The 23,357-nt window shown below is 50.5% G+C and carries 18 protein-coding genes; 2 read left to right on the top strand and 16 right to left on the bottom strand.

Annotated elements, in window-relative coordinates; all coding sequences use genetic code 11:
- Positions 1-111: 111 nt before the first annotated feature.
- The 3 genes from rlmD to pcrA all read right to left on the bottom strand — a co-directional run bounded on the left by rlmD (position 112) and on the right by pcrA (position 4,616).
- The gene (gene rlmD, locus I2H39_RS06160; RefSeq protein ID WP_195626097.1) at positions 112-1,512 is read right to left on the bottom strand and encodes a 23S rRNA (uracil(1939)-C(5))-methyltransferase RlmD; all 1,401 of its coding nucleotides are present in this window, start codon (positions 1,510-1,512) and stop codon (positions 112-114) included.
- Positions 1,513-1,719: 207 nt separating this feature from the next.
- Entirely contained in the window at positions 1,720-2,037 is a 318-nt protein-coding gene (locus tag I2H39_RS06155; RefSeq protein ID WP_138307568.1) for a DUF4366 domain-containing protein, read from the bottom strand.
- 236 nt (positions 2,038-2,273) lie between these two features.
- Positions 2,274-4,616, bottom strand: coding sequence for a DNA helicase PcrA (gene pcrA / locus I2H39_RS06150; protein WP_138307566.1), 2,343 nt, complete (start codon positions 4,614-4,616; stop codon positions 2,274-2,276).
- 312 nt (positions 4,617-4,928) lie between these two features.
- Here pcrA and I2H39_RS06145 point away from each other — a divergent pair, with 312 nt between their 5' ends.
- Positions 4,929-5,546: a DUF1836 domain-containing protein gene (locus I2H39_RS06145; RefSeq protein WP_138307564.1), complete on the top strand. Its 618-nt coding sequence runs from the start codon at positions 4,929-4,931 to the stop codon at positions 5,544-5,546.
- 86 nt (positions 5,547-5,632) lie between these two features.
- On the opposite strand, the gene I2H39_RS06140 is transcribed toward I2H39_RS06145, so the two are convergent.
- From I2H39_RS06140 to I2H39_RS06100, 9 genes are all read right to left on the bottom strand, one after another.
- A complete protein-coding gene (locus I2H39_RS06140) occupies positions 5,633-5,953 on the bottom strand; it encodes a YerC/YecD family TrpR-related protein (protein ID WP_002565896.1) in 321 nt (106 codons plus the stop codon).
- A 177-nt stretch (positions 5,954-6,130) separates the two neighbouring features.
- Positions 6,131-6,940, bottom strand: a complete 810-nt coding sequence (locus I2H39_RS06135) for a Cof-type HAD-IIB family hydrolase (protein WP_138307562.1) — start codon at positions 6,938-6,940, stop codon at positions 6,131-6,133.
- 100 nt (positions 6,941-7,040) lie between these two features.
- A complete protein-coding gene (locus I2H39_RS06130; RefSeq protein WP_195626096.1) occupies positions 7,041-8,345 on the bottom strand; it encodes a hypothetical protein in 1,305 nt (434 codons plus the stop codon).
- Positions 8,346-8,394: 49 nt separating this feature from the next.
- Positions 8,395-9,732, bottom strand: a complete 1,338-nt coding sequence (locus I2H39_RS06125) for an amidohydrolase (protein ID WP_195626095.1) — start codon at positions 9,730-9,732, stop codon at positions 8,395-8,397.
- Positions 9,733-9,756: 24 nt separating this feature from the next.
- A complete protein-coding gene (locus I2H39_RS06120; protein ID WP_138307556.1) occupies positions 9,757-10,863 on the bottom strand; it encodes a M20/M25/M40 family metallo-hydrolase in 1,107 nt (368 codons plus the stop codon).
- Between the two features lie 104 nt (positions 10,864-10,967).
- A complete protein-coding gene (locus I2H39_RS06115) occupies positions 10,968-11,657 on the bottom strand; it encodes a hypothetical protein (protein ID WP_138307554.1) in 690 nt (229 codons plus the stop codon).
- A 13-nt stretch (positions 11,658-11,670) separates the two neighbouring features.
- Positions 11,671-12,402, bottom strand: a complete 732-nt coding sequence (locus I2H39_RS06110; protein WP_227146748.1) for a DUF5058 family protein — start codon at positions 12,400-12,402, stop codon at positions 11,671-11,673.
- A 595-nt stretch (positions 12,403-12,997) separates the two neighbouring features.
- The gene (locus I2H39_RS06105; protein WP_195626094.1) at positions 12,998-15,487 is read right to left on the bottom strand and encodes a DEAD/DEAH box helicase family protein; all 2,490 of its coding nucleotides are present in this window, start codon (positions 15,485-15,487) and stop codon (positions 12,998-13,000) included.
- On the bottom strand, positions 15,448-16,044 hold the full coding sequence (locus I2H39_RS06100) for a class I SAM-dependent methyltransferase (protein ID WP_195626093.1): 597 nt from the start codon (positions 16,042-16,044) through the stop codon (positions 15,448-15,450). Before I2H39_RS06100 ends, I2H39_RS06105 begins: the two co-directional genes overlap by 40 nt.
- A 357-nt stretch (positions 16,045-16,401) precedes the next feature.
- Between I2H39_RS06100 and I2H39_RS06095 the strand changes: the two genes are divergently transcribed.
- The gene (locus I2H39_RS06095) at positions 16,402-17,406 is read left to right on the top strand and encodes an ABC transporter substrate-binding protein (protein WP_195626092.1); all 1,005 of its coding nucleotides are present in this window, start codon (positions 16,402-16,404) and stop codon (positions 17,404-17,406) included.
- 62 nt (positions 17,407-17,468) lie between these two features.
- Here the strand turns inward: I2H39_RS06095 and I2H39_RS06090 are convergent, their stop codons facing one another.
- The 4 genes from I2H39_RS06090 to I2H39_RS29610 form a co-directional block, all read right to left on the bottom strand.
- Positions 17,469-18,983 (bottom strand): sugar ABC transporter ATP-binding protein, encoded by a 1,515-nt coding sequence (locus tag I2H39_RS06090; protein ID WP_195626091.1) that lies wholly within the window; start codon positions 18,981-18,983, stop codon positions 17,469-17,471.
- On the bottom strand, positions 18,980-20,062 hold the full coding sequence (locus tag I2H39_RS06085; RefSeq protein ID WP_347708570.1) for a sensor histidine kinase: 1,083 nt from the start codon (positions 20,060-20,062) through the stop codon (positions 18,980-18,982). Before I2H39_RS06085 ends, I2H39_RS06090 begins: the two co-directional genes overlap by 4 nt.
- Entirely contained in the window at positions 20,055-21,641 is a 1,587-nt protein-coding gene (locus I2H39_RS06080; RefSeq protein WP_195626089.1) for a response regulator, read from the bottom strand. Before I2H39_RS06080 ends, I2H39_RS06085 begins: the two co-directional genes overlap by 8 nt.
- A 252-nt stretch (positions 21,642-21,893) precedes the next feature.
- On the bottom strand, positions 21,894-23,357 hold a 1,464-nt coding region (locus tag I2H39_RS29610; protein ID WP_347708569.1), incomplete at its 5' end, for a substrate-binding domain-containing protein.

Genomic DNA, 23,357 nt, shown 5'->3' with positions numbered 1-23,357 from the left:
CGTCTCACATCTATGAAAAGGCCAAAAAATCGGGGTCAAAAACGGCCATTTTTTGCCCGATTTTTCCCTCGATTTTTCGCCAAAACCACTATATCTTGTGGTTTAACCCCTCTATTTTCCCTTCAAACCACAATTCCGCATCATTATTACCACCTCGACATTCCCAGTCCCCGGAAACATATCCACCGCACAAGCCTTCTCCACCCGGTACCCTCTCTCCTGCAGCACCACCAAATCCCTCACCAGACTGGTTGGCTTACAGGATATATACACCATCCGGTCCACTCCAAAATCAATGATTTTTCCCAGTGCCTTGGGATGTATCCCATCCCTGGGCGGGTCTACCACAATCAAATCCGGCTTATCTTCCACATCATCAATCGCCTTCAGCACATCCCCGGCCAGGAACTGGCAGTTCTCCAGTCCATTGAGCTCAGCATTTACCTGGGCCGCCCTGACGGCTTCTTCTACAATTTCCACCCCCACAACCTTTCTGGCCACAGGCGCCAGTATCTGAGCAATGGTTCCTGTTCCGCTGTAAAGGTCGAATACCACCTTATCCTTTGTGTCCCCCACAAATTCTCTGGCCGTGTCGTACAAAACCTCTGCCCCCAGGGAATTGGTCTGGAAAAAGGAAAAGGGCGAGATGCGGAAACGCAGTCCCAGCAGCTCCTCATAAAAGTAGTCCTGTCCGTAAAGGATATGGGTCTCATCGCTCTGCACCACATCTGCCAGGGAATCATTCTCCGTGTGCAGGATTCCCGCCAGCCTGCCTTTCAGAGGAAGGCCTAAAAGCCTTTCCTTCCATGCTGACAGTACCTCCTCCTCGGGCTTTCCGCCCAGATACTCCCTCTGGGTGCTGGTCACCAGGTCTACCAGAATCTCCCCTGTCTTAACCGCCCTGCGGACCAGCAGATGGCGAAGATACCCCTGGTGCTGCAATTTCTTGTAAAATGCGGTTCCTATTTCCTCAAAATACTCCTTGGTTGCCACCAGTATTCTGCAAAAATCCGGGTGCACAATCCGGCACTCCGGGGTGGTCACAATATCGTAAAAGCTTCCTCTCTTATGCATCCCCAACGCCAATGGACCATCCTTTACCTCGTCGCCAAAAGAAAATTCCATCTTATTGCGGTAGCCCAGATGGGCTGGGCTGGCCTTGATTCCCTGAAATTCGTAGGTGCCGTCCTCCACCACGCTGTCCAACAGGGATTTTACCTGCTCCTTTTTAATATTCAATTGCTCTTCATAGGGCAGGCTCTGGTAAATACAGCCGCCGCATATCCCAAAATGAGGACAGGCCTTCTCCGGCTGTTCTACCGGCGAAGGCTCCAGTATCTCCAATGTCCGGGCTTCGGACTTTCCCTTTCTGTGCTTGGTGATAACACACTGAATCTTCTGGCCAGGTATGGCATTTTTCACCACCACCCTCTCGCCGTCTATATGCAGGATACCCTTATTCGGGAATTCGATTTTCTCCACTATTCCTTCGTAAATATCGCCCTTTTTCATAAAATATCTCCGTTCTGTCTGCCGCATTGGCATTTTCTTATGGTTCTCTTTTGCCGTATCATTATATCATGCAATAGGGCTCACATCAAGCCGGACCCAAAAAGGACCGCCACATCCGCGGCGGTCCCAACAACTATCCTGTTATATTATCCATCAACGTAACTGATGCTGAATCCGGATTCAACATAACCCGGCCTGCATCCACTGCTATTCAGCCTTATCTGTCTTCTTCTCCTCCGGCTCCTCATCCTCAAAGAAGTCGTCGTCAAAGTCATCGTCGAAATCATCCTCAAAATCTTCCAGGTAATCCGGAGTAAAGAAACGATAAACAGCATATGCAATGCCGGCCACAGCTGCCACGGCACCGATAATGGCCAGCACCCAGAGTATGCAGTTCTTTTTCTTTTCGTCCTCTTCTCTCTTGTGAAGCAGTTCATTGATTCTGCTGGAATTCATCAGTTCTTCTACACGGCTTAACGCCTCTTTTCCCATCTGGTCAAACCTGTCTCTGTCGAATCTGTTCATTCTATCCACGTCCTTTCTTATATATAAGCACCTCTGCCCTCTTGCTTACTTTTTAATTATTATATCATGGAAGCTCTTGATTTACTATCCCAATTTATTCAAATTTTATCCAATTGTCTTAATTCCAATTGTTTTAATGAAGTTAAATGGAAATGCAAACCAGACACAAATCCGATATGCCGGAGCAACATTTCAACCGGATATCACCTGCACCGGTGCCTTCTGCCAGGCCTGCATCAGGCTTTTGTCAGCTTTGCAAAGGATGCAAACATCTTCTTCTGTCCCGCGGTGTCAAACACCACCGTGACTTCATAGTCCTTGCCGCCGTCCTTTATAGATTTCACCGTTCCCTCGCCGAATTTAATATGTCTGACCCGGTCTCCCTCGCTGTAATCCAGAGAGGCTGCCTTCTGCACCGTAAATGCCTTTCCAAATCCCGGATTTCCCCCTGTCCTGCCGGCGCCGGGGCCGGATGAAGGCTGGGATGTGCCGGATGCATAGGCATTGTAACCCTTTCCAAAGGTGCTTGTGCGGGCACTTCCACCGGCCGGCTGGTTCCACGGCAGACCTGCCTCGCCGGAGATACCGGACTTGCCGAATCCGCCTGCACTGTCTGCATTGTTGCGGCTGCCAAAGCTTCCCAGCACCGGCTCCAGACGCTCCTCATCCAGCAGTTCACCAGGCACTTCCTCCATGAAGCGGCTGGGTTTGCAGTATCTGGTCTCGCCGTTGACCATCCTCTGCCTGGCGCTGGTAATCACCAGCTCATTCTTGGCCCTTGTGATACCCACATAGCAGAGACGGCGCTCTTCCTCCATGTCTGTCTTGTCATCAGAGTTAATGGACATCATGCTGGGAAACAACCCGTCCTCCAGCCCCACCAGATACACCTTGGGAAACTCCAGACCTTTGGCGCTGTGCAGGGTCATAAGGGTTACGCGGTTCTCGGATTCATCCATGTTGTCTATATCAGCCACCAGAGCCACCTGCTCCAGGAATTCATCCAGGGTAGGATGCTCGCTGTCCTCCTCGTAGCTCACTGCCTTGTTCACCAGTTCCTCTATGTTCTCCAGCCTGGTCTGTGACTCCACCTCTCCCTCTGCCTCCAGCTCCTGCTGGTAGCCTGTCTCGTCCATGATGCCCTCTATCAAATCCTGGATGGTGTAATCCTCTGACTGTGCCCTGGCCCGGAAGCTCTCCATCTGCCCTATGAAATTCGTAATTTTCTCAGCAGCCTTTCCAATGCCCGGAATCTGCCGTGCCTCCCTGAGAGCGTCATACAGGCTCATGCCATGTTCAGAGGCAAAGATGGTTACCTTCCCCATGGTGGTTGCGCCGATTCCCCGCTTGGGTACATTGATAATGCGCAGCACGGACAAATCATCCACGCCATTGGCTATGGTCTTTAAATAGGCCAGGATATCCTTTATTTCCTTCCTCTGATAGAAATTCACGCCTCCCACCAGGCGGTAAGGCACATTGTAAAATATACACCGTTCCTCCAGAAGACGCGACTGGGCATTGGTGCGGTAGAGCACGGCCTGGTCCTGATAGGCATAGCTGCTGTCCCTTATCTCCCTGGCCACAAAGTCAGCTTCCTCCCTGGCCGTGTCAAACTGTTTAAAGCGGATTAAATCCCCCTCGCCATTGGCAGTCCACAGGGTCTTATCCTTACGTCCCCGGTTGTGGCGTATGACACCGTTGGCTGCATTCAGTATGTTCTGGGTAGAACGGTAATTCTGCTCCAGCTTAATGACCTTTGCCCCTGGAAATGTCTCTTCAAAGCTCAGTATATTCCCTATATCCGCCCCTCTGAACCGGTATATGGACTGGTCGTCATCACCCACAACGCACAGGTTCCTGTACCTGGAGGCCAGCAGGCTGATTAGCTTAAACTGGGCCAGGTTGGTATCCTGATACTCGTCCACCATAATATACCTGAACCTCTCCTGATAATAATTCAGGACCTGGCTGTTATTCTGGAACAGCTCCACGGTCTTTACAATGAGGTCGTCAAAGTCCAGGGCATTGTTCTTCTTCAGGCGCTTCTGGTATTCCTTATATATCTCTCCAATCCTGCGCTGCCTGAAGTCCTGACCTGCATTCAGCAGAAATTCCTCCGGGCCGATGAGCTTGTCCTTTGCCGAGGATATGGTGCCCAGTACGGAGCGCTCCTTAAACTGCTTGGTATCCACATCCATGGCCTTGAACACCTGCTTCATCAGCGTCTTCTGGTCATCGCTGTCATAGATGGAAAAATTCGTGGTATATCCCAGATACTCTATATGTCTGCGCAGAATGCGCACGCAGGTGGAATGGAAGGTGCTTACCCAGATGCTCTCAGCCCCAAAGCCTACCAGCTGGTCCACCCTTTCCCTCATCTCACCGGCTGCCTTGTTGGTAAATGTGATGGCCAGGATGTTCCATGGGTTCACTTGCTTTTCCTCAATCAGGTACGCCACCCTGTGGGTCAGCACCCGGGTCTTTCCGGAGCCTGCACCAGCTAAAATAAGGAGAGGCCCTTCTGTATGAAGGACCGCCTCCTTCTGCATGGGATTCAATGAATCGTAAATACTCATAAACTATGTACCGCCTTCTTAACTCCAATTATGTTTATTAAGTATACCATTCTGAATCCTATCCTGCAAGACCTGCCTTTTGGATGTCCGGGTATCTTTCTGCGCATTATGGGCGCCAGCTCAACGGCTTCCCTGTTTTTCGCTTTTATTCTCCGTTTTCTTTTCTCTCTCCCTGTTCCTAACCATCCTACAGCTGATACCGGCTTTTATTTCTGAGTCCAATACAGAATTTCATTTCCCCCTTGTCATCTAGTATTGAATACTATATAATAGATATAGTAATGTGATAAGAATGACAGAGGTGACACATAGATGAAGACAAATGAAGAACGTCTGCAGGACCTGTTTTCCTATCTGGGGAACCTGTCCCATGTCAAGGCGGACGAGATTCCTGATATTGATTTGTACATGGACCAGGTAACCACCTTCATGGACAGCCATTTAAAAGACATGAGGCGGCATCCGGGTGATAAGGTTCTGACCAAAACCATGATTAACAACTACGCCAAGAACAACCTCCTTCCCCCTCCGGTGAAGAAGAAGTACTCCAAGGACCACATGCTGATGCTTGTGTTCATATATTATTTTAAAAACCTTCTGTCCTTCAGCGATATCGAGGAACTGTTCCGCCCCATTACGTCCAAGCATTTCACAGGACAGACCTCACAGCTGTCCCTGGAAGACATCTATAACGAGGTCTTCACTCTGGAAAAGGGTGAGATGAACAATCTGAAGTCGGATGTGGCAGCCAAGTTTGAACGGGCCCAGGATACATTTTCGGACGCGCCTGTGGACGATGAGGACAGGGAATACCTGAAGCTCTTTGCCTTTATCTGCGAGCTGTCCTTTGACGTGTATCTGAAGACGCAGATGATTGAGATGATTGCGGACCAGCTCCGGGAGGATGCTCCTGCTCCCCGTAAAAAATAGGTTTCATGACTCCATAAACCCAAAAACGGATATCGCGGCAAATCCCTGCCGCAATATCCGTTTTTTAAATACAGCCTTTATCATACTCAGCTTTCATTATCCCCTTTGTCTGCCTGCGTTCCCCCTGTAAGCCTGGCGAATACCATGTCGTATCCGTCGCTGCCATAATTCAGCGAACGGTTTACCCGGCTGATGGTAGCTGTGGATGCGCCTGTCTTCTCCGCAATCTCCAGGTAGGTCTTGCCTTCCCGCAGCATTTTGGCCACTTCATAGCGCTGGGACAGCGACAGCAGTTCATTGATGGTGCATACATCCTCAAAAAACTTATAACATTCATCCGGAGTCTTTAAGGTCAGTATGGCATCAAATAGATGGTCCACTGCTTCTGTTTTGATTTTCTTGTTCATGTCCTGGTTCTCTCTCCTTATAATTCATACGGCCTTCCCCCACCGTATGTGTATTGTAAAATGATTACAGGTCATATAAGCCCCATACTTGTTCATTTTAGCATATTAAAGTCCGAAAGTCCATACATGGCCGGAGATTTTGTAAGGGGATTTTTTCTTCTGTTTTCCCCTCCCATTTCAGGACAGCATAAATTTCTCAACCACCAGTCCGACACCGTCGTGGTTATTGGATGCAGTAATATAATCAGCGGCCTGCCTCACCGGAAGGACTGCATTTTCCATAGCAACACCCAGGCCCGCGTATTTAATCATGGTCAGGTCATTGTAGCCGTCGCCGCAGGCTATCATCTGTTCACGGTCAAGCCCCACTACCTCCAGCAGACGGGCCAGCGACTGTGCCTTATCAATTCCCTTTGGCATGATTTCCAGGAAATAAGGCTCGGAACGGTACACGCTGAAATCACGCCCCATGGCGGCCTTTACCTTAGGCTCCACGGTCACCAGGTAATCACCGTCATCCAGCATCAGAAACTTGGGCACCTGGAAATCCACATAGGATTTCATGTCCTCCACCTGACGCAGGGGAAGATGGTTGATGTTGGACTCCGCAATGGCGTAGGGGCATTCCGCATTGTTGGTGATGATTTCCCCTCCGTCATATGTAAGGATGTCTACCCTGTGCTCCTCTGCCAGCCCGATGATTTTCCGGTTGGACTCCCCGGGCAGCAAGGAAGAAAACACGGTTTCGCCTGTCTTGCAGTTGGTTATCATCCCGCCGTTGTAAGACAGGATATAACTGCCGAACCGGGACAGCTCCAGCTCCCCTGCCAGAGGCTCCACTCCTGCTGTGGGACGGCCTGATGCCAGCACCACAATGTTTCCTGCTTCCTGAGCCTTCATCAGGGCCTCTTTTGTTCTGGGTGTGATGATTTTATCACGGTTGGTCAGCGTTCCGTCCAGGTCCAGTACGATTATCTTGTAGTCCATTGGTTTTTCTCTCCTGTATCCGATTCTGTAGTTCGTTCTATTGTCAATTCCATGGAACCATTTTATCAGAAATACAGCGCAGTGACAACCGGAACAGGTGTTATTCCATTTCCCTGAGTCCGAATTTCAGCTCCACCAGAGCTCTGGGGCGTCCGCCCTTGGCAGCGCTCTCCCTGGCGCAGACTGTTCCCAGGCCCGCTGCCTGAATCTTGCTGAGAATCCGTCTGGCGCTCCTGACTGTGATGCCCAGGCATTCGGCCAGCTCCGAGGCGTCAAACACGTAGCTCTTCCTCACATCCGCAATGGCCTGAATCTTTAAAATAGATTCCATGCTCAGTCCTGTTTTTTCGGAAATCGTCTGGATTCTCGGGTCAAAGGATATCATGCTGTACTGAAGCTGCTGCTCCAGTCCCAGGGGCCCCTGGATCTTCTCATCCTCATCAATCTGGAAAATTCCTCCCTCTCCCTTTCCAAGGGAATACTCCAGTGCCTTCCTGGCATGCATCTCCGCCTGATAAGCCGTCACCCCCATGCCAAGACCCGCGTTCACCACCAGGCCCAAATTCTTTCCCTCCTCCTGAAGGGTTCTCAGGTCCTTATGATTTTTCTTGCCCTTCACCACGCCTGAGTTGGCATAAATTACATATTCATCACGCCCAAAGGGGAATACAGAGCCCTGGATTCCCCTTACGTAACGTATCAGTTCCACTTCAAATTCCGCCTTGCTTGCCATGGCATTGTAATACTGGTCCTCCTTCTCAGGGAAGTTGGACATCTGAATCAATTCCACTGCAATCTGGGAGTATTCTGCCTGGGCAAGGGCCCAGCCCTTTTCCAGGTCGGCCAGGGCATCCCTGACCTGGGAGCGCTTGGGCTCCAGGTAAAAGACCCTGCCGCCCTTTTCCTCTATCATATGGTAAACCGCCACATAAGCCGTGACCGCCACATCGGTCATCTTCTCCTCCAGCAGCCCCATATGCCATGCAACATACTCTTCCTCCGCCACGCCTGCAAGCAGCGGACAGGTATATATATTCCTGGGCTGTATGTGAAAGGCGTCCAGGATATCCTCGATAATCTGCTTCTCCACCACGTCAATGCTGAAGGTGTCAATCTCCCGCCCTTCCCTGACCATTTTCAGAAATACTTCTGCTATACTGCTGGCAGACCGCTTGATGTATGTGTAAGGTTTCTGCATCTGGTGATGACCCAGCACATAGTCGCAGATGCCGCTTCCGGTAAATATTACACCGTCGCACTCCTGCTCACAGGTGTCAATGACATCCACAGCTTCCCTTACCAGCTCTCTTGTATATAAACGTACCTCATGACTCCGGTCAATCTGATGAATCGCTTTCCTGATAATACCGCAGGATTCCCTTGGCCCCACTACTCCCACTATCATTTATACTGTCAACCTCCCGATTTTCCGCGCACAATGCGCCTTATACCGATTATAAATCAGAAGCGTCGTATAAATCAACCACCTGATGGTCTTTTAAAAGATTTAGGTATTCTTCCTTTGTCAGGGCAGGGCGGAACTCCTTTATGATTTCCTTTCCCCTTGCGCCTGCGTCCCACAGCAGGTCAATCATGGTAAGGGCCATCATCCTGGCAGGCACAATATAGGCGGTGTAGGGGTCATCCATCCTGTAAGCCTCCGTGTGAAGGCCGCCTTTTATGCCGCCGGCCCATATATGCATACAGGGCATGAGCTGGGATATGTCTCCCAGGTCCGTGGAGCCGGCTGTCTCCCAGTCCTCCACAAACGCGTCCTTTCCCACATGTTCGTAAGCCATCATGTTATCCCGGTACAGCCGGGCTATCTGCCGGTCCGTGTTCAGGGGAAGGTATCCGATACAATCGTGAATCTCCACCCTGCCTCCCAGCGCCATGGCAGCTGCCTTCATGCTCCTGTTCACCTTATGGGAAGCGTCCTCCATGGCGTCAATGGTAAAGGCCCGGACCATGATTTCCATGGTGACCCGTTCCGGCACCACATTTACCAGGCCGCCGCCCTCCTTGATTACAATGCTTACCCGCACCTTATCCTCATCCCTGAAGGTTTCCCGCAGCGCGTGTATATTGTTCATGGCCAGCTCCGCCATATTCAGGGCGTTGACTCCCTGTTCCGGGGCAAATCCGGCATGTGCCGCCTTTCCAAGGAAATGAACGGTCTTGCTGATAAATCCATTTCCCTTTGTGTCCAGGATACAGCACTTTCCCGGCTCCATCTCCATCATATGGCACTGGAGCACCATATCCGTGTCATCCAGGCCGCCGCGGTACATAAGCTCCTGTTTTCCTCCCAGATAGCGGATGGTTCCCTGGCTTATGAGACGGTTTCTATACTCATAATCCACGCATTCCTCCGCCGGGATGGCTATAAAGTCAGCTGCGCCGTCCAAATGCTCCATTACGCCTGATGTAAGGATTCCAATGGCTGCACCGTACAGATTTGCCAGCTGCACATTATGCCCGCAGGCATGAATCAGGCCTCCCTCCGCTGCATCCGGATGGGAATCGCACATAATACAGTCCAGCTCACCCATCACAGCCACTCTGGGACCATTTCCCTTGGGACCTGAGGACACGCGGCAGCCCGTGTAGGATATGCCGGTTTCCGGCTCCAGTCCAAGCTTCCTGAAGGCATCCTCCATAAGTTTTCCTGTTCTGAACTCCTTATATCCCAGCTCCGGCGTCTTATAGGCTTCCATTCCCAGGGCAATAATTTCCTCCTGGTGTTCCTCAATTGCTTTGAGACATTTTTGTTTCAGTTCTTCTTTGTCCATATTATCATTCCTTGTCGTCTATACTTACAGTTCCGTCATACGGCTCATAATCCTGGCAGCCTTCCACAGTTCGTCCATGTCCAGCGCTTCCTGTACGGTATGTACATCCATCATGCCGACACTTAATATAAGGCTGCTGCAGCCGTATCCGGCCAATATATTGCCGTCGCTGCCTCCTCCAATCACCATGGGCACAGGTTCGATTCCTTCCTTCTCCATGGCCCTGGCTGTCATGCGGTACAAATCACTGTCAAGGCTTACCTCCAGGGAGGGATAGGCCAGTTCATGTTCCATTTCACAGGAAGCTCCCATCTCCAGGCAGGCTGCCTTCAGGCATTCTTCCATGTGGGACACTTCGCTTTTAAGCTTATCCATACTGTGGGAGCGGATTTCAGCGGTAAAAGTCACTTCATCGGTCACAATATTGGTGGCCGACCCTCCCTCAATCCGTCCGATATTGGATGTGGTTTCCTGGTCAATGCGTCCGATATGCATCCGGCTGATTGCCCTGGACGCTGCCACAACGGCGTTGATTCCCTTTTCAGGTTCAATGCCCGCATGGGCCTTACGGCCTCTCACCGTACACTTTATGGCCTCCATGGCCGGGGCCTTGTAGGCAATGATGCCCGCGGGTCCGGTTGCATCTGCTATGACCATATCTTTGCATGGCAGACGGGACGGGTCCATATGCTTGGTTCCCAGCATGCTTGTCTCCTCGGAGACAGTGAACATGATGTAGAACTCCTTGTGAGGTCTGCCGGACTCTACAATGTCCTCCACGATTTCCAGTATGGCGGCCACTGCCCCTTTATCATCGCCCCCCAGGGTAGTGGTGCCGTCTGTGCGGATGATATGTCCGTCCACCACCGGTCTTACATCCTTACACGGTTCAATCTGGTCCAGATGGGCCACAAAACAGAAGGGAGGATTGCACGGCTCCCCCTTGACATGGGCAATAATATTTCCTCCATTGCCTCCATACGCCTTTCCCGCTTCATCTATGGAAGCCTCAATTCCCCTTTCCTTAAAATAGTCCATCAGCCACCGGCACTGTTCCTTCTCATTGCCGGAAGGACTGTAAATCTGAACCAATTCCAAAAAACGTTCCTGCATCCGTTCACGTGACAGCATAATCATCCTCCTCATTATATAAGCCTTTATGTGCACTTAGCGCCCATGCTTTGGGCGCTTGTGCAAAAATATTCTATCCCTGTTTCCTTATCCGTTTCCGCCTGTCAGTCAGCCTGCAGCTCTTTTTTATAGAGAAGCTTGCCTGCATAAATGGAGCCAAATACAGCCACCAGAATTACCACATAGGATGGATTGCCTGGTATGAAGCTTAATAAGCCCAGTTTCATGAGCCAGTTCATTCCAATGGCGATGATGGCAGCTACCACGCCCAGTTTTGGACGTGTTGCGGCAAACTGTCCGAACACAGCGCCAAAAAGTGCCGGAAGCAGGAAATTAAGCGCTTCCTTCACCGGTGCCGGGAGGATGTTCAGGATAACGCTTCCGGCAACAGCTCCCACGGTAAGAATCACGATATTGACAAGAATGGATGTGGCAATACCGATGGTGGAAATAATGGAGCCTTCCTCTGTCCCCATCTCCACTCCGGCTGCCTCCTGCGCCACGGAAGAACATGGCACACGCATGTTGGATGTATTGCCGGAAAGGAAGGTCAGGTAGGTACCCGGAATACCCAGTATCGGGAAATAGGAAATGGGCTCAACAATGTAAAATGCCCCGCTTACGCTAATCTGCATCAGGGTGCCTGCGATAATGGCGGACACCGGAGGCATGTAGCCCCTGAAGGCCATTACCAGCGCAGGAAGAAATCCTGCAAAAATGCCCAGCAGCAGGGTAATCTTTCCCCATTTTACGATTCCGGGGATGTATGTACCAGAATAATAATCGTTTTTCATCTTTTAACCCTCCTTAGATTACGCTGACAGCATATCCGATGAACATGCCGCTGAACATTGCAATTGCGAACGCCCATTCCTTAAGCCATCCGATATCCTTTGCCCTGGACAGCTTCACCAGCACCATCATGATGACACAGCCTGATATGGTAGCGATTGCCGGTGCATTTGTAAAGGTCAGGGAACCCTCGGCCGTAAAGAAATTGCCGGAGGCCAGATTTGCAAATGCTCCCAGCATGGCGCCTGCGGAAATGATGGGGACCATCTTGGCATTGCCCTTTGACATCAGGTGGTTAACCTTGTCCATCTTATCACAGAACAGGAAGGTGAAAATCAGCCAGCCCAGGGAACCGCACACCATGGTCCAGACGCCGCAGGCAAATGCCATGGTATCCATGGTCTGAAGTGTCTTGCCCATGGCCTGTGCTCCAAATCCAGCCGCCATGGCCTCATAGTTTACAGAGCCGATAAATGACAGACGCATCCACGCCACCGGCGCACCCATGGTAACCAGCAAGGATATCATGGTGACCAATATGACTACGGACGGGCCAATGGATGATATCACGCTGCTCTTAATTGCCTTATGTACCTGGTCCGTGGTAAGGGCTGACTCACTGGCTGCCTTCATGGACCTCTTCATAAACAGAATTGACTGAAACACTACCACTGCTACTGCCAAAGCCGCTGCCGCCCACATCAGAGGGCTGTTGGCATAATCCAAATAATTAACACTTTCGTTCATTCTGACCTCCTTGGTTATTCCCCTTTCCAAAAGCTGCAGTCTTTTGGATTTTCTAGTTTCGGTCATGTCCATAACATGTCCTTATATTTATATTTACTACATATTCTCGGCATTGTCAAGAGTTTTTGTTGGTTTTTTGGATATATTACGGAATAAAAACGGGTGGTTTTAGTGCAGAATATCATAATCAGAAGAGGGGGGGTGTTGGGGGGGGGGGTGAGGGGTGGGCAGGTGGAATATAGCGTAAAGGAGCCGGTATTATTGCCGCATAAACATATCACAGCAATAATACCGGCTCTTTGTATCCACCTATTAATCTGTCTGCGTTACCGCACATTCAAGTGAAAAATATTTCTTAATATGGCTTCTGCAAAAGGTATAGCAGGTGCCATCATAATACCATCCAATGCCCATAAGCTGTCCGTTTTTCTGTGAATTGTCCGGCTTAAGACGTAACTGTGCATGGGAACAATCGAAAAATAGGATATGGTACAAAATCAGACGAATTGAAACAATGGGTTGATATCACTACTTCATTTTCCTATTGTAGTAATGATATCAACTTCTGGTTTAGAGCAGACGCAATCGGAGAAAACTACCTTGTCTTCCCTTCATACCGCTTCCGATAATAATCCATTGTCCGATAATCTATTACGTCCTTCATCTGTCCGGCAAAGCCGTCCATCTCCACCGCCTCATGCAGCTGCGGATTCAAGGCCAGTACATACCCCTCTTTACGCACAAAAAATCCTTTTCCCGACTGCAGCAGAAAGTGCACCGGATTCTTTAAGGCTTCACTGGTGCAGCGTTTCCTATCCCACGTGCGAAAATCGCTTGTGCTCTTATCCTTCTCCAGGTCCTTCCAGTTATTTGCTGTATAATAAAACTCCTTATGGCCCCGGTATATATCATCCTCATCAATCTGGGTCTTGACATTTCCGTTGTTATAAAATGCCAAAAGGACCGGCATCTTATAGGACTTGTTCATTTGCGTGGTCTCCAGCATTTCCAGAAAATCGTTGCCAATGCTATTAAAAATTGCGCGATTTCTGTCTTCCAGCTCACCAAGGCTTTCCAAATACCTCAGATAATGCTTGAACGGACTATTTTTCAATCCGCTGCACAACTGGAATATTTCTTCCTCCATATACGTAAACAAATCCATGCGTGCAGGCACTCTGCCTCCCAGCATCTCCTTAATTCGGAAGTATTCACCGCGAACCCGTTCCTCCTTTTTCGCCCTCTTCTTTGCCATCTCATGGAATAAATCAATCAAACGCAGGTCAAAATCAACCAGACAGCCATCCGGATACTCAAAATCCGGCGGCTGCATTCTTCCGGCTTCCTCACTTGAATAACTTCTTCCGCTTAAATAGAACGGTGCCGAGCCAGCCTTTTCATAATTCCCGATAAAATCCAGCACGTTCAGATATTCCTTATCTCTGCTTTTACGAAGCCCACGCCCAAGCTGCTGGAGAAATACCACCGGGGATTCTGTGGGTCTCAAAAACATAACCATATCAATTTCACTGATATCCAACCCTTCATTGAACATATCCACAGAAAAAATAACCTTTATCTCACCACTCCTAAGTTTCTCTATGGCTTCACCTCTCTCAACAGCATACTCGCCGTCTGAATCGCTGTATACAGCCGCAGCCGGAACCTTGCGGCGGCAGAATTCCTTTGCCATCTGCTCCGCATGTCTGCGTGAACAGCAAAATCCCAGCGCCCTTTTGGATTGGTATTTCATATAATATTTATAAATCAGCTCATACTGCCTGCCCTTTATGAACCCCTTTGTCAGTTCTTCCTCATCGTATTTTCCTTTTACAATACGAATTCCGGAATAGTCCACCGTCTCGTCCAGAATTCCGTAATAATGAAATGGTACCAGCATTCCTTTATTAATGGCATCCTTCAGGCCAATCTCATAGGGCGCGTTATAATCACATAGCGCATATATATTTCTTCCATCCATCCTCTCCGGCGTGGCTGTCAACCCTAACAGAAACCGGGGCTTAAAATATTCCATGATTTTTTTATACTGGTCCGTCACGGCATGGTGAAATTCATCAATCACAATATAATCAAAATAATCCCGGGCAAAATATGCCTCATTGAGATAGTCCATTTTTCCCAGACTGGAAACAGAAGCAAAAATAACAGATTTATCCTTTGTTTTCTCTTTTCCCGTAAAAAACCCGTAATCATCTGAATGTCTCACATTCCTGAAGCTCTCTGCTGCCTGCTTCAGTATTTCTTCCCTGTGGGCTACAAACAGAACCTTCTTATAGGGCTGAGAATCAAATGCAGCCAGATATGTCTTTCCTATACCGGTCGCAGCACAAATCAGCGCCTTGTCCGAACCTTCCATACGGCTGTTTTTCAGCGCATACAGCGCTTCAATCTGCGCCCCCCTTGGCTGATATTCTGTCTCCGTGTCCGCCTCAGCTTCAAAACTGTCATATTGCTCCAAATCCCGGGCAACCGCCGGCCTTTTCCATTCCCTGGAATACTGTTTCAAGACCTCATCATTTATGATGATGGAGTGGTTATAAAATAAGTCTTCAAACGTATTGCAAAACTGGTGAAAGCTTTGACTGTCCCTCCTGTCATCAAAATGATAATTCCATTCAATCCCTGATGTGAGGGCACTGCGTGATACATTAGACGAGCCAATATATATTTCCCCAAAATCCTTTCTTCGGAATATGTAAGCTTTGGGGTGAAATGACCGTCCCTTTTCGTTGTAAAACCGAAGGTCCACCTGTCCGCCCAGCCGGTCCTTTATAAGACACAATGCCCCTGGCTGTGTAATCCCCAGATAATTTCCAGTCAAAATTCTGATTTTCACTCCGCGTTTCAGCGCCTGCTCCAAATCATCCAGAATCATACGCACGCCGGATTCCATGAGAAATGACACAATCATATCAATCCGCTCAGCCTTTAACATACTGAGTTCTAACTGATAAAGCAGAAAACGGTTTGTGTCCCTTCCCCCGGTAATAACCTCACAGGGCTCAGTATCCTTTTGTAGTTGTTTCAACGCGTCTGTCTTTTTCTCAATATCATATTCAGCCATTTTTCTTCTGCTCTCCCCGGCCGCACATCAGCCGTTACCCATATATCCATGATGTTGAATGCATTTACGTCATTTAACAGCTCATTCATCTTTTCTTCCGTCATATCCGTAAAATAGCGGCCATTCCGCTCCCCCTCTGCTGTTCCGTATTTAAAGGAGGTATACAGCACTCCGCCAGGCGTTAAAGCGCGGGCCATTTTGACAAATACATCCTCCAGTTCCTCATAGGCCAGATGCAGTATGGAGGAACATGCCCAGATACCATCATACGCCTCATTTTCATCTAAATCCTGAAAATACATCTGCTTTACCACAATTCCTGTATATTCAGATGCGATTTTGACCAGTTCTTCAGAACCATCTATGGCATCTGCTTTAAAACCCCTGTCCAGAAAATATCTCGTATCCCTGCCGGAACCACATCCGAAATCCAGAATCCTGGCTCCTGGTTTTAAATATTTAAGAAAACGCTCCTGCATCTCCTTAAACTCCACATCTATTGTGTTGTCAAAAAATTCTTTTGCATGTTGGTTATAGTATTGTAATGAATCATTCATGGATACCAATGCTTCCTTTCCTAAAAATCCATACGCTGTAATTCTTACTTTTAAATACATATTGCCTGCACAGATAAGCAGAAGGTCAACATCCGCTATTCACCTGTTTTTCTTTGACCCGCAACGAAAATAACATGGTATCCGCCCGCCAGCGCAGCCATATCTTTTTCAACAGGATTACAATTAATCATACCATTTTTTGATAACATAGGCAATTAGAACATAGCCAGCCTGTAAGACCAATGTAAAACAGGCATTCATGCTGTTATTTTATTTCTCGGTTCCCAAGGTTTTATTCACCGATTCCACCCGCCCCTAATAAACTATACTATATCAAATCATATAAGGAGCATATTGATGAAAAAAGCAATTAGCATTCTTTTGGCAGCAGCCCTGACCGCCGCTGCCCTAACCGGCTGTTCAAAATCATCCGGCAGTGCATCCTCCGGCAGCACCCCCCTGGTCCTCAACGAAGTAGCCCATTCCATCTTCTACGCCCCCCAATACGCAGCCATTGAGCTGGGCTATTTTGAAGACGAAGGCATCGACCTGACCCTGGTCAACGGCGCCGGAGCAGATAAGGTAATGACCGCCCTTATCTCCGGGGACGCCCAAATCGGTTTCATGGGCTCTGAAGCCAGCATCTATGTATACCAGGAAGGTTCCCAGGACTATGCGGTGAACTTCGCCCAGCTGACCCAGCGGGCAGGCAACTTCCTGGTGGGACGCCAGCCTGAGGACAATTTTAAATGGGAAAATCTGAAGGGCAGGAAGGTCCTGGGCGGACGCGCAGGCGGCATGCCCCAGATGGTCTTTGAGTATATCCTGAAGAAACACGGCATGGACCCAAAGACAGACCTGTCCATTGACCAGAGCATTAACTTTGGCCTGACCGCAGCTGCATTTACCAGCAATGACGCGGACTATACCGTGGAATTTGAACCTTTTGCAACCACTCTGGAAAGCGAGGGCAGCGGATACGTGGTGGCCTCTCTTGGAACAGAATCCGGATATGTCCCTTACACCGCTTACTGCGCCAGAAAGAGCTATGTAGAGCAGAATCCGGAAATCATTCAGAAGTTTACCAATGCCATCCAAAAAGGCATGGACTACGTAAACTCCCATTCAGCCGAAGAAATTGCCAAGACCATTCAGCCTCAGTTCAAGGAAACGCCGGCAGATAAACTTGCTGTCATCGTAGGCCGTTATAAGGACCAGGATACCTGGAAAGATGACACTGTATTTGAGAAGGAAAGCTTTGAGCTGTTGGAAAACATATTGGAAGAGGCAGGCGAGCTGTCTGCACGGGTTCCTTATGAGGACCTTGTAACCACAGAATTTTCTGAGGCAGCAGTAAAATAGTCCTGTTCCTAATCAAGCCTGCCGTATCCGGAAGTCCCGGAATATGACAGGCTTGATTCATTTCATATAGATATTCGGCAGTCCGAAAACTTCTCCTGATACAAATACAGCCACGGCGTATTCACCGGCAATGCCGCAAACTCATCCCTGTGATACTCCTGCGCCTGCCCGCCCCGGCGCACCCGGAGGAGCCGGTCCGCCAGGGCCAGGGAATCAGCCAGATTTACTGCCATGATGACCACCGGGATTCCCTTATTTAAGAAGCGCTCCAGCAGTTCCATGATGTGGATGCGGAGGGACACCTCAGCACTCTTAAAAGGCTGCACGCAGAACACGATTTTGGGATTCTGCAGGTATATGCGGGTGTATATGAGGTCGTATTTCTGCCATTCCGTCAGACGGTCCACAGGCAGGTCAAATACCTCCTCCCCCAGAAGTCCGGCGTACTCCTGGCGCAGGCTTTTCTTAATGCGCTTGCTTCCCCACACGCCGCGGACCCGGTGGTCCAGCGTAAAGCACAGGTTATCCAGATAGCTCAGGTTGGAAAACAGCATGGAGTGCACCGGCAGTTCCTGGATAACTGCAATGCGGCGGTCACTTTTCCCTCCCAGGGGTGTTCCTTCGATGAGAATTTGTCCCGCTGACAGCTTTTTTTCGCCGGACAGGACCGGAATCAGTTCCTGTATTATGCAGTTATCCAAATCCTGCATCACCAGACATTCCCCCCTTGCCACGGAAAACGTACATTCTCCCTCTGCCTGGAACACAATCTGGTTTTCCTCAGGTCTTGGCCTCTGCTCCATCTGCTCCCGCACATAGCGGTCAAAGTCCTCGGTGCAGTGCAGAAAAAATGGGTCCGGCGCTTTGTCCTCTGCCTGGAAGCATTTTGTAATCTGTCCGTTCAGCATAAGGGCGGTCCGGCCGCATACCTGGCGCGCTTCCTCGAAATGGGCGGCAATGTAGAGAAAGGACATGCCCCGTTTTGCATAATGTCGCAGGATTCCGCTCAGCTGCTCCAGCTCCGCGTCGCTGATAAAGGTACTGATGTCCTCCAGCACCACCAGATGATTTCCTGCCACTACAGCCTTAAGCAGTTCCACCACAAACCGTTCAAAGTTGGTCAGCTCCTCCACATAGGCGTCCGCCGGAATCTCCACGCCGATGTCCTCCATAAAGGGCTTTAGCTGTTCCTTCAATATATGGGGCTGCATCAGCCGCTTCTTGAATCCGGGACGGAGCACGAAAATGTTGTCGGCCACGGTCAGTCCCTCCGCCAGGCAGCTGCGGTTGCGAATCACGCTGATTCGGTTCATGGAAGTCCGGTTTATACCAGTCTGATTCACGCCTGTACATGGAAATCTCCAGTCATTTACCAGCTTTTCCTTGTAATACACATAACCGTAATGCAGGGGAAGATTCTGCTGCAGCAGACGCACCAGGGCGGACAGGCCCAGATGGTTTACCGGCACCAGGCCCAGTATCTCGCCTGCCCAGATAGTCATACTGAAATTCTCCAGCAGGGCTGCTCCCTGTTCCCGGTAAGTCACCCGCTCCATTCGCAGTATCTCTTCCCTCATTTTAACGCCTCTTTATTCTTCAAGTCCCTGTCATTGGTAATGGCCGGCAGGTTGATTTCCACATCTGTCCCAACTCCCGGCATGGAGAATACATGAAGCCCGTATTCTTCTCCAAAGAGCAGATGAATCCGGTTATTTACATTTACAAGGGCTATGCCGCCCCGCGTTTCTGAGCCCTGGGAGGCAAATGCCTGACCGCTTTTTCCCAGACGCTCGTTCATTCTGGACAATACCTCCTCATCCATTCCCACCCCGTCGTCGGAAATACATATCAGCAGCCGTTTCCCGCTCCGTTCCAGCTGGATGGTCAGATGTCCTGTGCCTATCTTGCACTCCGTGCCATGGATGATGCTGTTCTCCAGAATAGGCTGCATGGTCAGCTTTGGCAGGCGGCAGCCGAATATTTCCTCCCGGTCCTCCGGGTCGCATTCTATGGACAGGCTCAGCCGGGAACCAAACCGGTACTGCTGTATCCGGAAATAGGTCCGGCAGTTCTCCAGCTCTTCCTCCACGGACACCAGATTTTCCACCTTGCTGATGGTGTAGCGGAAAAATGTGGCCAGGGCTTCCGTCATATCCGCCACGCTGGTAAGCCCTGCAATCAGGGCCTCGCTGCGTATGCTCTCCAGGGTATTGTACAGGAAATGAGGGTTAATCTGGTTCTGAAGCGCCAGATACTGGGCCTGCCGCTTGTTGAGCTTAAGAAGCTCCGACGAGTCCATAATTTTCATCATGTGTTCCAGCATCCGGTACACCATGGGCGTCGGGGGCACCTGGCACAGGTGGGTCAGGCCAGTGGTGGTGTATCCGTCCAGGAACAGGTGCATGGTCCGTTCCAATTGGAGGTAGGGTCTGAGAATCCATGTACTGAAGGCCCATATGGAAAGGAGCAGCAGCACAGCGCCCATGATGCCGGGCCAGAAGGGTGCATTTCCCCGGAACGCCTGGACCAGGCAGACCCCGGTCAGAAACAGCGTTAAACACAGGGCTGCTATCAGCAGCGCCATGACCCGCACGGACAGATATCTGAACCTGTTTTGTTCCATTTCCCGGCCTCCCTTCCCGCTCCTTTTATCCATACAGTTTCCGGTACTCCACCGGATTCAGTCCCGTGGCCTTATGGAAGGTATGGGTAAAATGCTTCCTGTCGCTGTATCCCACCTTCTCGCATATCTCCGCAATGGGAAGGCCGGTCTCCCGAAGCAGTGTCTTGGCTTCTTCAATCCGGACCCTGGTAAGGTACTTTGCAAATCCTTCCCCTGTCTCACGCTTGAACAGCATACTGAAATAATTGACGCTGAAGCCTATGTCCTCGCACACTGTCTCCAGGGTAATCGGCTCGTCAAAATGCTGCATTACATACTGTTTTGCAATGCGGATGGGCCTGGCTGCCTCGCTGCTTCGAAGCTCCCTGGCCTCAGACAGCAGACGCTCCTGTATTTGTGCCAGCCGGCCGAAGAGCTCTGCGGCTGTCCTGCACTGGCTGCAGCTGTTCACAAATTCCTGCTGGATTTCCTCCACATTGCTCAGGGCTGTGCGGGCAATGAAGAGACGGCCTGCGGACAGCACCAGCTCCAATATCTCCCTTCCGCATATGTTGTCCAGCCCCAGAGCCTCTGTCTCCAGCATACGGCAGGCATCCCCTGCCTCTGCCGTGCTCAGGCTGTCCACGGAATGCTCCATCACCTTTATGTATTTGTCCAGCAGGTTCTGCTTTTCTATGCCGGAGCCCGGCGGCACTGTATCCAGCAGCCTTCCGGTTCCCTGAATCAGGCGCTCTGTCATGGCGTTCCTGGCTGATTCCAGGGACAGGGGCATTTTCTCCGGCGCGTCCACGGCAGTTCCCAGGGAAACGGAAAAATCAAAGGGGCCCAGCAGGCTCTTCTTCACTTCCAGGTGGTTCAGGCACTCCCTCAGCCCCCTGCGCACCTCATCCTTTTTGGCAGGGTCGTAATTCATGACGCCGCAGCCGGTGCAGGACTGGAAATACAGCAGCATATCATGACAGATGGGGGCCAGGGAGTTACTGAAGATGTCCTTTATCTTCTCCTGCATAATTTCCAGGCCGGAACGGCTGACCTGGTCAGGGCTGCCGTCCATTTTAACCATAAATACCTGGTACATGCCGCCGTATGTCTCCACGTGGTAGATGTCCCTCAGGGCTTCTGCTGTCAGCTCCGTGGGGCTGGCCATCAAATCCTTTACCAGTGTCTCACGGATACGGCTTAAATCCTTCTGGCTGTTCTGGTGCTGCCTGCTGATGGATGCCATTGTCTCCAGCCTGGATTCACATTTTTCGCGGATTTTTTCCAGTGTTTCCATCAGCTCTGCCTGTTTGATAGGCTTTAACAGATAGTAGCCGGCCCCATACCGCATGGCGCTCTGGGCATACTCAAAATGGGCATAGCCGCTGATGATTACCACTTCCAGGTCCGGCATGATTTGTTTGGCGCTCCGTATCAGCTCCAGTCCGTCGCAGCCAGGCATACGGATATCCGTAATCAGTATGTCGGGACGCTCGGACTGCACCAGCTCCAGCGCCTCCAGCCCGTTTTCCGCCATTGCCACCACTTCCATGCCCAGCGAGTCCCAGTCCGCCAGCGTCTGCACCAGCCTGCATATCAGGCGCTCATCGTCCGCTATTATTACCTTTAACATATGCCACTCCCCCCAAGACTGCTTCCGGGCCATACCCGTGCACTTCCTCTGACTTTAATCATAACATGCCCTATTTTACATTTCAACAAGAACGCCGTTCCTTTGAGCGGCGTTCCTGTTATATCCATTCTTGATGATTCCCTGCGGGTGTTGTCCTTCCCGAGGCTTCTTTCCTGACACGTTTCTTCCCGGCACTGCGTTCCTAATGCCTCTTTCCTGACGATTCCTTTCTGGCGTTCCCTGTCTATGTCCTTACTTCTTCAATACAGAAACTCCCGTATCCGTCACAGTTCCTCCTAAGGATTCGCCTTCCAGAGCCTTCACACATGCTTCCACTCCCTTGGAGCCCATTACATCCGGGTTCTGGGCCATGGTGCACAGCAGGTATCCGTCGTCAATCAGGCCCAGGATTGCATCAGACTTGTCAAAGCCGACGCCGATGATTCCGTCTTTGCCGGAGGCTTTGATTGCATTGCCGGCTCCTGTGGTGGAGCCCTCGTTGCAGCCGAAGATACCCACAACGCCCTGGGTTATATAATTTTCCGCAATGCTCTGTGACTTGGCTGCATCGCCTTCGCCGTACTGTGTCTCCAACAGGGTAAAGCCGTTTCCCTCAAATGCGGAACGGAATCCCTCCTCACGCATGACACAGGAATCAGTTGCTGCATTTACATTGATGATGCCGATGGAACCGGATGTCACTCCTGCATCCTTAAATGCCTTAAGCATCTCCTCGCCCGCTGTCCTGCCTGCCGCTTTGTTGTCCGTGGAGAAGGTTGCCTCTGCATCCACGTTGGCCGGGGAGTCTACATATACGATTTTGACACCGGAGGATTCAGCTTCTTTTAATGCGGATGAAATGGCGTCCGGGCCGTTGGCCGCTACCATAATGGCCTCATAGCCGCCTGCCACTGCATTGTTCACACACTCAATCTGCTGCGCATCGTCCTTTGTATTGGGGGACATGAAGGTCACGGTCACGCCCAGTGCCTCTGCTTCTTTCTGCGCGCCCTCGTTCAGGGTCACCCAGTGCTGGTCAATGGAATCCATGGTAATCAGGGCAATCTTATATTCTTTGCTTGCCTTTACGGCTGCGCCTGCACCGCCTGCTGCATTGGCGTCTGCCTGGCCCGCAGCGCTGCCCTGTGCCGTAAGAACAGATACGCCTGTGTCAGTTACCTTGCCGCCTAACGATTCGCCCCCAACAGCTGCCACAGCTGCCTTTACGCCCTCATATCCCATTACATCCGGGTTCTGGGCCATGGTGCACAGCAGGTATCCGTCGTCAATCAGGCCCAGGATTGCATCGGACTTGTCAAACCCGACGCCGATGATTCCGTCTTTGCCGGAGGCCTTGATTGCATTGCCTGCTCCTGTTGTGGAGCCCTCGTTGCAGCCGAAGATACCCACAACGCCCTGGGTTATATAATTTTCCGCAATGCTCTGTGACTTGGCCGCATCGCCTTCGCCGTACTGCGTTTCCAACAGGGTAAAGCCGCTTCCCTCAAATGCGGAACGGAATCCCTCCTCACGCATGACGCAGGAATCAGTTGCTGCATTTACATTGATAATGCCGATGGAACCGGATGCTACCCCTGCATCCTTCAGGGCCTTAAGCATTTCTCCGCCCGCTGTCCTGCCTGCCGCTTTGTTGTCCGTGGAGAAGGTTGCCTCTGCATCCACGTTGGCCGGGGAGTCTACATATACGATTTTGAC

It is taken from the genome of Clostridium sp. 1001283B150225_161107_B6 (genome assembly GCF_015556325.1).
GTDB lineage: Bacteria > Bacillota > Clostridia > Lachnospirales > Lachnospiraceae > Enterocloster.
Note: the sequence above shows the minus strand (reverse complement) of the source record. Positions and strands in the feature narration are given on the sequence as shown.

Bases quoted from the DNA above. Each gene is read 5' to 3' on its own strand.
- rlmD (WP_195626097.1), bottom strand. From the start codon at position 1,512: ATGAAAAAGGGCGATATTTACGAAGGAATAGTGGAGAAAATCGAATTC.
- I2H39_RS06155 (WP_138307568.1), bottom strand. From the start codon at position 2,037: ATGAACAGATTCGACAGAGACAGGTTTGACCAGATGGGAAAAGAGGCG.
- pcrA (WP_138307566.1), bottom strand. From the start codon at position 4,616: ATGAGTATTTACGATTCATTGAATCCCATGCAGAAGGAGGCGGTCCTT.
- I2H39_RS06145 (WP_138307564.1), top strand. From the start codon at position 4,929: ATGAAGACAAATGAAGAACGTCTGCAGGACCTGTTTTCCTATCTGGGG.
- I2H39_RS06140 (WP_002565896.1), bottom strand. From the start codon at position 5,953: ATGAACAAGAAAATCAAAACAGAAGCAGTGGACCATCTATTTGATGCC.
- I2H39_RS06135 (WP_138307562.1), bottom strand. From the start codon at position 6,940: ATGGACTACAAGATAATCGTACTGGACCTGGACGGAACGCTGACCAAC.
- I2H39_RS06130 (WP_195626096.1), bottom strand. From the start codon at position 8,345: ATGATAGTGGGAGTAGTGGGGCCAAGGGAATCCTGCGGTATTATCAGG.
- I2H39_RS06125 (WP_195626095.1), bottom strand. From the start codon at position 9,732: ATGGACAAAGAAGAACTGAAACAAAAATGTCTCAAAGCAATTGAGGAA.
- I2H39_RS06120 (WP_138307556.1), bottom strand. From the start codon at position 10,863: ATGCTGTCACGTGAACGGATGCAGGAACGTTTTTTGGAATTGGTTCAG.
- I2H39_RS06115 (WP_138307554.1), bottom strand. From the start codon at position 11,657: ATGAAAAACGATTATTATTCTGGTACATACATCCCCGGAATCGTAAAA.
- I2H39_RS06110 (WP_227146748.1), bottom strand. From the start codon at position 12,402: ATGAACGAAAGTGTTAATTATTTGGATTATGCCAACAGCCCTCTGATG.
- I2H39_RS06105 (WP_195626094.1), bottom strand. From the start codon at position 15,487: ATGGCTGAATATGATATTGAGAAAAAGACAGACGCGTTGAAACAACTA.
- I2H39_RS06100 (WP_195626093.1), bottom strand. From the start codon at position 16,044: ATGAATGATTCATTACAATACTATAACCAACATGCAAAAGAATTTTTT.
- I2H39_RS06095 (WP_195626092.1), top strand. From the start codon at position 16,402: ATGAAAAAAGCAATTAGCATTCTTTTGGCAGCAGCCCTGACCGCCGCT.
- I2H39_RS06090 (WP_195626091.1), bottom strand. From the start codon at position 18,983: ATGAGGGAAGAGATACTGCGAATGGAGCGGGTGACTTACCGGGAACAG.
- I2H39_RS06085 (WP_347708570.1), bottom strand. From the start codon at position 20,062: ATGGATAAAAGGAGCGGGAAGGGAGGCCGGGAAATGGAACAAAACAGG.
- I2H39_RS06080 (WP_195626089.1), bottom strand. From the start codon at position 21,641: ATGTTAAAGGTAATAATAGCGGACGATGAGCGCCTGATATGCAGGCTG.